Source organism: Yoonia sp., from assembly GCF_017854565.1.
GTDB lineage: Bacteria > Pseudomonadota > Alphaproteobacteria > Rhodobacterales > Rhodobacteraceae > Yoonia.
Genome location: NZ_JAFMHJ010000035.1, coordinates 20644 through 31379, shown reverse-complemented (window position 1 = coordinate 31379; position 10736 = coordinate 20644). Strand labels below are relative to the sequence as shown.

Sequence of the window (10736 nt, the reverse complement as noted above, 5' to 3'; positions counted from 1 at the left end):
CTGAAATCACAGACGCCGCATGAAATCGGCGGACAACTTGTTTGACAAACACCGCGGGTAGCACATGGATCAGAAAGCGACGAATGAACTCGGGCGTGGCCAGCCGCATCACCTTTTGGCCCCTCTTATGGTTTGCAAACAAACCACTGCCGGGCAGCGGTTGCCAGATTTGATGCGGTAATCCTTCCATCGGAAGCCCGCGGTCTGGGCATCGGCGCTAACCAGGCGGGCGTTCGAGATCACCGAAGAAGACCAGTTGCCCAGTCCGGTGCAAATCCATCAGCCCTTCCAAGAACAGGCGTCGAAACAGCCGCGACAGCACGCGCACATGCAAAAAGAACCCCGGGCGGCAGGCGACCCATTTGGTGCCGTCCGGCGACAGGCCACCGCCGGGGACGATCATGTGGATGTGGGGATGGTGGGTCAGCGCCGAGCCCCAAGTATGCAATACACTGGTCAGGTCCACCTTCGCGCCCATGCGCTTGGGGTCGGCGGCGATGGTCATCACCGTCTCCGCCGAGGCTTTGAACAGCAGCCCATAGGCCGCCCGCTTGTTCCAATAGGCGATCTGCGCGATCTCGGCTGGTATCGTGAAGACGACGTGGAAATACTGCCACCGGCAGCAGGTCCTCGGCGCGCGCCTCCATCCAGTCGCGCGCCGCTGGTCCCTGGCATTTGGGGCAGTGCCGGTTCTTGCAGGAATTGTAGGCGATGTGATGGTGCCCGCATTTGGTGCAACCGGCCACATGCCCGCCGAGCGCCTCGGTTTGGCAGGCTTCAATCGCCCCTCTCGTGACATTGCTGCGCAATGCACTGCCGGACAGTGGACATCACCTTCAACTGGGACAGGCTGACATGGCCCGGCATTAGCCTGCCGCCACGCAGGACCATGGGCGCGGAAGATATCAGCGATCTCCAGCTTCGGCCGGGGCAACGGCCCTTGGCGCTATTCCAACCCTCGTCGCTGGGTCTCGTCTTGCAACAGCTTCATCTGCTCGAAAGGGCTGACAGTGCTGCGGATGGTCTTTGTTGCAACATGGGCATACCGGGCAGTGGTCGTCAGCTTGGAGTGGCCAAGCAACACCTGGATCACGCGCACGTCGGTGTTCGCCTCCAGCAGATGGGTGGCGAAGCTGTGGCGCAACGTGTGCAGCGTGGCGGGCTTCTGGATACCTGCCATGTGCTTGGCCAAGGTGAATGCACGGTTCAGTTGTCGGGGCGATAGCGGGCTGATCTTTGGCTTGCCGGGGAACAACCAGCCCTCCGGCCGCGCCTCGCGCCACCAGGCACGCAACAGATCCAGCAGGCTTGGCGACAGCATAGCCTTGCGATCCCGCCCGCCCCTGCCATCATCGACATGGATCAGCATCCGATCGCTGTCGATATCCTTGACCTTGAGGTTGCAAACTTCGGATGCACGCAGCACCGCACCGTAACTGATGCCAAGAGCTGCGCGATATTTGAGCCCGGGACCGGGCACGGCGGCCGTCAAGTCAGCCACCTCCTCGACACTCAGGACAATCGGCAATTTGCGGGGCTTGCGATGAAACTGCATGAAGCGCTTCATCTCATCGCGTCCACAGGTGATGCCAAAAAGGAACCGCAACGAGATGATGCGCACGTTAAAGGTGCTGGCCGACACGCCGTCCTGCGTCATCCTGAGCTGATAGGCGCGCAGGTCTTCAGGGGTGGCCGTGTCAGGTGGCCGCCCAAGGAATGACGCGAAATGCTTCACATTCCGGATGTGCGCTTTTTGCGTCTTCTCGCGCAGCCCGCGAATATCCATGTCTTCGATCATCCGCTGACGCAGCGGGGTGGTCTTCTCCTCCTTCATGGGAACCTCCTGTCTGACGGTGGGAAAGACCCCAATCGTCAGCCCAAAAAGGCCCACCACAAAGAAAAACCATGAAATATGTTCCGACGTCGCGGTCAGGCGCCAATGTCGCGGAGCGGCTTAGTCCATTCCGGTGCAGGCAGCCAATAGGGCAAACGCAGCAATGATGATCAGGCGCATGGGGCATATCCTTGTTTGACGGATGACGTAGGTCGCGCACGGTTGCGGGCAAGCGGGCTGCAAAACGACTTGGCGATGACCGCTGTACCGGGTAATGCTGGCGCATGTTGGATGAAACCGAAATACACCCGCTTTTCTACGGCGCCCCGTCCACGACGGAGTTCAAGAAAATGCGCAAACGCATCGTGCGTCAGGTGCGTCAAGCGATTGAACAATACGGCATGATCGCACGCGACGCCAAGTGGCTGGTGTGCCTGTCGGGTGGCAAAGACAGCTATACGCTGCTGGCGGTCCTTTATGAATTGAAATGGCGCGGCCTGCTCCCGGTCGAACTGATCGCGTGCAACCTCGATCAGGGACAGCCGAACTTTCCGGCGACCGTCCTGCCTGAATTTTTGGCAAAAATGGGTGTGCCGCATCGGATCGAATATCAGGACACCTATTCCATCGTGATGGACAAGATCCCGCAGGGGCGGACGTTCTGCGCGCTGTGTTCGCGTCTGCGGCGCGGCAACCTGTACCGTATCGCGCGCGAGGAAGGCTGTTCGGCGGTCGTTTTGGGCCATCACCGCGACGACATTCTGGAAACCTTCTTCATGAACCTGTTCCACGGCGGACGTCTGGCCACGATGCCCGCCAAACTGGTGAACGAGGAGGGGGATTTGTTCCTCTATCGCCCGCTGGCCCATGTGGCGGAGGTGGATTGCGAAAAATTCGCTACGGCGATGAATTATCCGATTATTCCCTGCGATCTGTGCGGCAGCCAGGACGGGCTGCAGCGCCAGCAAGTCAAACAGATCCTTGACGGATGGGAACGCAACAGTCCGGGGCGGCGGCAGGTGATGTTCCGGGCCTTGATGAACGCCCGCCCGTCGCATTTGCTGGACCATAAGCTATTTGATTTCGCGGGCTTGGCGCTTGGCAAAGCCGCGCCGCCGGACGTCTGACAAGGCGTGTCGCGGCAATTATCGGGTGGGGTGGGTCAAGACCCACCTTACGTCTTGCCTCTGTCGCGTGTTGACCAAAACGGCCTTTGGCTGCCACCATGTCGCCGTGACAGGGCGTCGATCATTGCGCAAATGTGGCGAGTCTATGGAATTACACAGGGTGCCCCGCCTCGACCGTTCGGGTATCCATATGAAAACAAAGGCGAAAAAGATTGTTTCTAAAAAGTCTACAATTATTGCCTGTTTGTATGGTTCATCCAAATTCTGCCAGTATTCTATGGTCAGCTTATGTCAGAAAAATGTCGGCGGGATCAGTGCCCGACCGCGCAACTTTGTACCAGCGGAGTGTTTAAGGGTTATGTCGAATAAGATTTTCACAGTTCTGCTTTGCGCGGTGGTGCCAGTCGCGCTGCTCGCGGAGCCCGTGGAACTGCGGTCGTCTGATGGGTTCATCAGTGTCGAGGGCGAGATTGTCGGCTTCAACGGCGTGATGTTGTCGGTCGAAACCTCGGTCGGGCGCGTCAGCGTCCCCGCCGAGGAGGTGGCGTGCTATGGCGCGGCCTGCGTCGACATGATGGCAAACAATGATTTCGGTCTGACCGAGCGGAACCTGCAGGGCGTGTTCGGCGGTGACAGCGATGTCGCGCTACCAGAGTTGCGCGATGACTTGACCATCGGTTTCAGCGACCCGGCGCAGCGTCTGCTTTTCGACACATTGACCGCTACTTTTGCCGTCGCCGCCGAAACGTCCTCACGTATCGACCTGACGACACCGGGCGTCCTGACCCTGGAAAACGAAGCCGGCAATGAGGTGGCGGCGCTCACTTTGCTCGATGCGGACGCGGCTGCCGATCTGACCGTTGCGACGACATCGCTGAACGGGTCACTGGCCGCGACATACGCAGCCCCGCTTGACTGGGCGATCACCCCGCAACCCAGCCACCAGATGGTTGGTCTCAATGCCTTTGTCGTGGTCGTGAACCCCAAGGTGCAGATCGCGGCGATATCCATCGAACAACTGGCTGCGATCTACGCGGGCGAGATCACAAACTGGTCGGTACTGGGTGGTCCGGATATGGCCATCGTGCCGCTGCAACTGCCGCTGAATTCGCCTTTGCGCAACGAGCTGATCAGCCTTGTGATGGCCCCCGCAGGCAAAACCATCGCCAGCACTGTCCTGACCATGGCCCAGGAGGCCAGCATCGCCACCTCTGTCAATCAGTTCCCCGGCAGCATCAGCGTGGTGAGCGTCGGCAATGCCGCAGACAATGTCACTGTGCCGGTCTCGGGCTTTTGCAGTCTCGCGGTCGAAGCCGACGATTTTAACATCTTGTCGGGTGACTATCCGCTTATCCGGCCTGCCATGGTCAGCTATGTGCAACCGGTCACGGCGTCACTTGTCCCGGAATTGTTCGACTTTGCCACAGCGAAGGTGGCGCAGGACGTTCTGGCGCGCGAAGGCTATATCAACCAAACCGCGATCGTGCAGGACGTTGGGCGAAAAAATGTGCGCCTTGGTCAACTGCTAAACGCGACACTGCAACCCGCGCAAAAAACGGCGGCTGCCGCGATGTTCCAGTCGCTCTTCGAGGCAGAGCGCCTGTCGCCGACCCTGCAGGGCGGCATCACAAGCGGCCCCGAAGGCGCGTGGAACCGGGCCATGTTCCATAGTCTTGCGCACACCTTGAAAACACCGCCCTATCAGGGGCGCGAAGTATTGTTCGTCGGTTTCGCAAACAGCGCGAACGGCGATCAGGCCGCGATTGATACCTCCGCACAGGTCGCCGCGACCATGCGCTCTGCTTTTACGCAATTTGCGCCCGATGTCGTTCTCAACAATCGGCTGAAGCTGTCGTCGATGGGCTTTGGCAGCGTCGCACCTGTGACCTGCTACAGCGGTCAGGTCAGCAGCAGCACCTACAGCCGTGTTGAAATCTGGCTGCGCTAGGCACGCTGCAAACATGCGACGCTGCGGCCATCACCCATGGCTGCGGCGTTGCCATCCTCCTTGCCGGTGCGCCCGCTTTGGGCCATGACTGTCCGACACCCTCGCAGTTAGCAAAAGTCACTCGGTCATATGAACAACATGCAAGCCCTCGGGCTGGACATTGGCGGCACCAAGATCGAAGCCCAGATATTCCATGCGGGTTGGGGCATCCATGCGACCCGGCGCATTGAGACGCCCCGCGACTACACCGCACTGCTTGTTGCAATTGCGGACCTCGTTGCATGGGCGGACAGCACGGCAGGCCGGGCGCTGCCCGTTGGCATCGGCGCGGCGGGCCTCATCAATCCGGCTGACGGCACAGCACTGACTGCCAACCTTGCCGCGACCGGCAGACCGCTGCCTGCCGACATCATGACGGCGGTTGGCCGCCCCGTGACCTATCTGAACGACTGCCGCGCGCTGACCCTGTCAGAGGCGGTGTTCGGCGCAGGTCGCCCGCATCGCAGTGTTATGGCGCTGATCCTTGGCACCGGGGTCGGCGGCGGTATCGCGATCGACGGGCACCTGCTGAACGGGCCAACGCAGACGGGGGGCGAATTTGGCCATATCGCGGCCAGTGCCCAACTGGTGATCCGGCATAACCTGCCTGTCGTTGCCTGCGGTTGCGGGCGTGTTGGCTGCATCGAAACGCTGATCTCGGGGCCGGGGCTGACGCGGATTGGCAATGTGACCACGGGCCGCGCGCTTGGCCCGCCCGCGCTGATCGCTGCGCGCAGCAAGGATGCCGGGGCGCAGGCCGCATGGGACATCTGGTGCGCCCTCACGGCTGATCTGATCCGCACCCTGATCCTGACGGTCGATCCGGGTTGCATCATCCTTGGCGGCGGCCTGTCGAACGTCGCCGATGTTGTGCCCGACCTACAGGCCGCCGTCGCCAAGGCGCAGTTTGCAGGCTTTGCCGTGCCGCCCATCGTGCTGGCCAGCGGTGGTGATACCAGCGGCGCACGCGGCGCCGCCTATGCCGCGACAAAGGGTGTCACATGACCGATCACTGGCTGTGCCCTGATCAGCTTTTTGATGGCACTGCGCTGCGCCGCGGCATGGCGCTGCGGGTGACGAAGGGCAAAGTGACTGATGTGCAGCCCACCATGGCCTTGGGCGATCAGGCACGCCCCCGCTCGATCAGGGGCCTTGTCACGCCCGGTTTTGTCGATTTGCAGGTCAACGGCGGCGGTGGCGTGCTGTTCAACCACACGCCCACGCGGGCCGGGATCGCGGCCATTGCCGCCGCGCACCGCCGTTTCGGCACCGTGGCGATCATGCCCACCGTGATCACCGACACGCCCACCGTTCTGGCGCAGGCCGCGATGGCCGCGATTGCCGCCCATGCCGACACAGGCGTTGCGGGCCTGCACATCGAAGGTCCCCATATCGCCACAGCCCGGCGCGGCACCCATCACGCGGGTTTCATCCGCACGCTGGACGCCACCACGATCAATCTGGTGACGGACCTGCGCCGCCGGGGCATCGCGGTGATGATCACCCTCGCACCCGAGGCCGCCAGCCTTGGCCAAATCACCGCACTAGCCACCACGGGCGCCATCGTTTCGCTTGGCCATACCGACGCCACGGCACAGGCCGCGCAGGCCGCTTTTGGGGCGGGCGCGCGTGCTGTCACCCACCTGTTCAACGCCATGTCGCAAATGCAGGGACGCGCGCCCGGTGTTGTCGGCGCCGCGATCAACAGCGAAACCTACGCGGGGCTCATCTGCGATGGCATCCATGTCGCAGATGAAATGCTCGGCCTTGCCATGCGCGCCCGCCCGGTGCCTGACCGGATGTTTCTGGTGTCCGATGCGATGCCGACCGTCGGCGGGCCAGACCATTTCACATTGTATGACGCCGAAATCCGGGTCGCCAACGGACGTCTGATCAACAGCCAAGGCGATCTTGCCGGCGCCCATGTGACACAGGCGCAAGGGGTCGCGCGCCTGGTCCAACGCATCGGCATTCCCTTGGAAACAGCCCTGCGCATGGCGATCACCGTTCCCGCCACCCTGATCGGTGCGGCGCATCTGCACAGCCTGATCGGGCGGGCGGCAAGCGATGTCATGCTTCTTGACCAATCGCTGCACCTTGTGGGCACCCTGTCGGATCATTCCGGCACTGCTATTGATAATCACCGGGCATGATATCGCCTAACATCGCATCACATGCTGTTGTGTGACCTGTCAGACAGGTGCAAACAGGCGCCGGAACACATAGGTAAACCTTATGATAAAACGAATGCTCTCTCTCGCCATCGCGGCGTTCCTTGCGCTTTTTGCGGGCGCTGCATCGGCGCAGGAACTGTCGCTTGCGCAAATTTCGCAGTATCTGAACCAGATGCAAACCGCACAGGGCGGTTTCACCCAGATCAACCCCGATGGCACAATCGCGACCGGTCAGGTCTTTATCAAACGCCCCGGCCGCATCCGCTTTGAATATGCGCCGCCAGAACGGTCGATGGTGATCGCGGGCGGTGGCCAGTTGGCAATCTTTGATCCGCGCTCGAACACGGGCCCGGATCGCTATCCGCTGAACCAGACCCCGCTGAACATCATCCTGCAACGCGATGTGGATTTTGAACGCGCGCGCATGGTCACCGGGCGCACGTCTGATGGCACAACCACCACCGTCACGGCCCAAGACCCCGATCACCCCGAATACGGCAATATCCAGCTGGTATTCACCGCCAACCCGATCGAGCTGCGGCAGTGGATCGTGACCGACGATCTGGGGACCGCAACCACGATCATCCTCAATGATCTGGTCGAGGGCGGCACCTTGGGCGACATCTTGTTCAATATTCAGGCCGCAACCCGCCAGTGGAACAAATAACCGGTCCGCGCCCGGCGAACAAAAGGCGGTCCCACGGGGCCGCCTTTTTCATGCCAATCCATCGCGATCAACGGCTAGCGTTTGCCGCAGCTCCGCAACTGCGTGTCATAGAGAATGGCGCGGCCTTCGACCTCTCCGGCGATCCGCACAAGCCAGCTTTTTGACCGCCACGTCCCGCGCATATATCCGGTGCGACCATCGTGATAGGCCAGATATTGGTTGCGCGTGTCATAGATCGGCACACCGGTCGCTGCGGTCGTCTGGACCATGTACCAGCCCATGAAATCAGTGGCGTGGTTGATATCATCGCGGCGCGCACGGCTGCCGCCTGCGGACTGCTGATATTCTTTCCACGTCCCATCCAATGCCTGCGAATAGCCAAATGCCGACGATTGGCGCCCAACCGGAATCACCCCCAGCGCATATTGATGGGGCGTGCGATTATTGCCGATGAATTTGCTTTCCTGATATATGATCGCCATCAGGGATGGCACCGGAACGCCATACTTGCGCTCGACCGCGCGGAAGGCCCTCAGGTACTCGGGCCGCTCTGACACGATGCTGCATGCGTCATCAAGCTGGCGCGGCGCCGAAAAATCACCCGGCCCCCCGCAACTGCCCAACACCAACACTACAATCATCGCGCGAAGGAAACTGCTCATTTGCCTCTCGCTTTATATTCGTTTTTTTCACCCTAGCGCGAAAAGGCGGTTCTGGGAATCCCAAACTGGTCCTGATCAGATCACAAATGCCAGGATCAGCGGCAAAGCCACAACCGACAACAGCGTCGAGGCCACGACCAACCCCGCCACCGGCTGCGCATCGGCACCGTATTTCACCGCCAAAAGATACGACGTGACCGCCACCGGCGTCGCCACCTGCACAATCAGCACCGCCGCCGCGACAGGCTCCAGCCCGAACCACGTCGCCGCAGACCAGCCCGCAGCGACACAGATGGCGACTTTGATCAGCGCCAGAACCACCGCCTGACCCATCGCGCGTGTCTCAAGCCGGGCGACAGCCACCCCAAGCGTGATCAGCATCATCGGAATCGCCATCTGCCCGATCAGCTCCAGCGCGTTGGTCAGGAAACTTGGCGTCTCCCAGCCTTGCCACAAAAACAGCGCGCCCAGCAGCGTGGCCGCCACCAGCGGTTCCTGAATCACCCGTTTCAGCGACCCGCCACCCGACACGATCCAGATCCCAATCGTGAACGAAAGGATCGCCATGACGGCAAAAACCACCACCGCATAGCCTAACCCGACCTCGCCAAATGCGAACATGGCCAGCGGCAGACCAAGGTTGCCGGTATTGCCAAAGGCCAGCGGCGCCAGATAGGTCGGCACATCCAGCCGCATCACCTTTACCAGTGCGAAACTTGCTATCATAACAATGCCGTAAGCCACCAAAGATGCTAGCGACAGCGCCGCCAATGCCTCTGGGTCGACATCTGTTTTCATCAAGGCCACAAAGATCAGACAGGGCACCGACAGGGTCATCGCAAGGCGGGTGACAAACTCAACGCGGTACTCAAAACCCAGCTTGACCCACGCGAAACCCACCGCCGCCAACAGGAAAACCGGCGCTGTGATGTTCATGACTGTCAGTGCGATGTTCACAGACTGTTTCCTTTATTTCTGAGCACAGGGCGTGGACTTTGCACCCCAATCGCGCGTATGTTTGCCTGGGGAATTGTGAATATGTTTAAGACACGCGCAAAATATCATCTGGGCCAAGTGGTCCGTCATAGAAAGCATCCGTTTCGGGGTGTGGTCTTTGACGTGGATGCAATGTTCTCAAATACCGACGCGTGGTACAATGCAATCCCCGAAGATAGCCGGCCCAAAAAGGACCAGCCGTTTTATCATCTTCTGGCGGAAAACGACCAAAGCTTTTACGTGGCCTATGTGTCCGAACAGAACCTTGTCGCCGACTACTCCGGCGAACCTGTGGACCATCCCGATCTCGACGATATCTTTGGTCCGTTCGAAGATGGCCACTATCCGCTTCAGGTACAGATGAACTAGACCGCCCGGGACCATCGGGCGCAGCGGGATACCCCAACCGCGCCGATATCCCCTAGGCGTCGAAGGCGACAACCTCTTGGCGCAGTGCCCCAAGGTGTTCGATCTGCGCGGTCACCACATCCCCCGGTTTCAGGAAATGGGGCGGTTTCATCCCCAAACCCACACCTGGCGGCGTGCCCGTGATGATCAGATCGCCGGGATGCAGCGTTACGAAACGGCTGACAAACGACACCACCTGCGCGACGGGAAAAATCATCGTCGCGGTGTTCCCGGTCTGCATCCTTGTGTCATTCACATCCAGCGACATCGCAAGGTTCTGCACGTCAGGCACGGCGTCCCGTGTCACCAGATACGGACCGATGGGGGCAAAGCTGTCACAGGATTTACCCTTGACCCACTGCCCGCCAAAGTTCATCTGAAAGTCCCGCTCTGACACGTCGTTGGCCACGCAATAGCCCGCAATATGATCCAGCGCATCCGCCTCATCCACATGCTGGGCCGTGCTGCCGATGACAATGCCCAGTTCGACTTCCCAGTCGGTCTTGGTCGATCCTTTGGGAATGATGATCGGATCATTGGCCCCCGTCACCGCACAGGCCTTCATGAACAGGACCGGGTGCTCGGGCACCGCCATGTTCATCTCGGTCGCGTGGTCGTAGTAATTCAACCCGATGCAGAACAACCGCCGCACGTCGTTCAGAAACGGCGCATATGCGCCTTCAATCGCAGGCAGGGTGGCCAGATCGACGGCGGCCAGCGCGGCCAGCCCCTCTGGCGTGATCTGTGCGACTCCGATGTCGGCCACATGGCCCGACAGATCGCGTCGCACACCGTCAGCATCGACCGCCGCGGGCCTGACCCCGGTCTCTGTGCGAATACGACATAATTTCATAATGATCCCCTCGATGATGTCTCCCATT

10 protein-coding genes and 1 pseudogene are annotated in these 10736 nt (G+C 60.6%); 6 read left to right on the top strand and 5 right to left on the bottom strand.

Translation table 11 applies throughout. The annotated features are described in order from the left end of the window. Positions 1 to 934: pseudogene (locus QZ196_RS13255) on the bottom strand (transposase); the annotation flags it as partial. 12 nt (positions 935 to 946) lie between these two features. After that, positions 947 to 1834 carry a site-specific integrase gene (locus QZ196_RS13250; RefSeq protein WP_296427163.1) on the bottom strand — a complete coding sequence of 296 codons (888 nt, stop codon included), beginning with the start codon at positions 1832 to 1834 and terminating at the stop codon, positions 947 to 949. A 284-nt stretch (positions 1835 to 2118) separates the two neighbouring features. On the opposite strand from QZ196_RS13250, the gene ttcA reads away from it, so the two are divergent. The 5 genes from ttcA (at position 2119) to QZ196_RS13225 (ending at position 7789) form a co-directional block, all read left to right on the top strand. After that, positions 2119 to 2961, top strand: a complete 843-nt coding sequence (gene ttcA / locus QZ196_RS13245) for a tRNA 2-thiocytidine(32) synthetase TtcA (RefSeq protein WP_296427161.1) — start codon at positions 2119 to 2121, stop codon at positions 2959 to 2961. Positions 2962 to 3319: 358 nt separating this feature from the next. After that, a complete protein-coding gene (locus tag QZ196_RS13240; RefSeq protein WP_296427159.1) occupies positions 3320 to 4909 on the top strand; it encodes a substrate-binding domain-containing protein in 1590 nt (529 codons plus the stop codon). Positions 4910 to 5038: 129 nt separating this feature from the next. Continuing rightward, the gene (locus QZ196_RS13235; RefSeq protein WP_296427157.1) at positions 5039 to 5953 is read left to right on the top strand and encodes an ROK family protein; all 915 of its coding nucleotides are present in this window, start codon (positions 5039 to 5041) and stop codon (positions 5951 to 5953) included. Next, the gene (locus tag QZ196_RS13230; RefSeq protein ID WP_296427155.1) at positions 5950 to 7101 is read left to right on the top strand and encodes an amidohydrolase family protein; all 1152 of its coding nucleotides are present in this window, start codon (positions 5950 to 5952) and stop codon (positions 7099 to 7101) included. The genes QZ196_RS13235 and QZ196_RS13230 overlap by 4 nt, the downstream gene beginning before the upstream one ends. An 82-nt stretch (positions 7102 to 7183) precedes the next feature. After that, positions 7184 to 7789, top strand: a complete 606-nt coding sequence (locus QZ196_RS13225) for an outer membrane lipoprotein carrier protein LolA (RefSeq protein ID WP_296427153.1) — start codon at positions 7184 to 7186, stop codon at positions 7787 to 7789. A 74-nt stretch (positions 7790 to 7863) separates the two neighbouring features. Here QZ196_RS13225 and QZ196_RS13220 read toward each other — a convergent pair whose 3' ends face one another. Beyond that, a complete protein-coding gene (locus QZ196_RS13220; protein WP_296427151.1) occupies positions 7864 to 8451 on the bottom strand; it encodes a transglycosylase SLT domain-containing protein in 588 nt (195 codons plus the stop codon). A 75-nt stretch (positions 8452 to 8526) separates the two neighbouring features. After that, positions 8527 to 9408 (bottom strand): AEC family transporter, encoded by an 882-nt coding sequence (locus QZ196_RS13215; protein ID WP_296427149.1) that lies wholly within the window; start codon positions 9406 to 9408, stop codon positions 8527 to 8529. Positions 9409 to 9489: 81 nt separating this feature from the next. Between QZ196_RS13215 and hspQ the strand changes: the two genes are divergently transcribed. Then, the gene (gene hspQ, locus QZ196_RS13210) at positions 9490 to 9816 is read left to right on the top strand and encodes a heat shock protein HspQ (protein WP_296427147.1); all 327 of its coding nucleotides are present in this window, start codon (positions 9490 to 9492) and stop codon (positions 9814 to 9816) included. A gap of 52 nt (positions 9817 to 9868) precedes the next feature. Here hspQ and QZ196_RS13205 read toward each other — a convergent pair whose 3' ends face one another. Further along, entirely contained in the window at positions 9869 to 10708 is an 840-nt protein-coding gene (locus tag QZ196_RS13205; protein WP_296427162.1) for a fumarylacetoacetate hydrolase family protein, read from the bottom strand. Positions 10709 to 10736: the final 28 nt, after the last annotated feature.

Excerpts from the sequence above, each read along its gene's own strand:
- QZ196_RS13220 (WP_296427151.1), bottom strand. The coding sequence starts at position 8,451 with ATGAGCAGTTTCCTTCGCGCGATGATTGTAGTGTTGGTGTTGGGCAGT.
- ttcA (WP_296427161.1), top strand. The coding sequence starts at position 2,119 with ATGTTGGATGAAACCGAAATACACCCGCTTTTCTACGGCGCCCCGTCC.
- QZ196_RS13235 (WP_296427157.1), top strand. The coding sequence starts at position 5,039 with ATGAACAACATGCAAGCCCTCGGGCTGGACATTGGCGGCACCAAGATC.
- QZ196_RS13230 (WP_296427155.1), top strand. The coding sequence starts at position 5,950 with ATGACCGATCACTGGCTGTGCCCTGATCAGCTTTTTGATGGCACTGCG.
- QZ196_RS13225 (WP_296427153.1), top strand. The coding sequence starts at position 7,184 with ATGATAAAACGAATGCTCTCTCTCGCCATCGCGGCGTTCCTTGCGCTT.
- hspQ (WP_296427147.1), top strand. The coding sequence starts at position 9,490 with ATGTTTAAGACACGCGCAAAATATCATCTGGGCCAAGTGGTCCGTCAT.
- QZ196_RS13250 (WP_296427163.1), bottom strand. The coding sequence starts at position 1,834 with ATGAAGGAGGAGAAGACCACCCCGCTGCGTCAGCGGATGATCGAAGAC.
- QZ196_RS13205 (WP_296427162.1), bottom strand. The coding sequence starts at position 10,708 with ATGAAATTATGTCGTATTCGCACAGAGACCGGGGTCAGGCCCGCGGCG.
- QZ196_RS13240 (WP_296427159.1), top strand. The coding sequence starts at position 3,320 with ATGTCGAATAAGATTTTCACAGTTCTGCTTTGCGCGGTGGTGCCAGTC.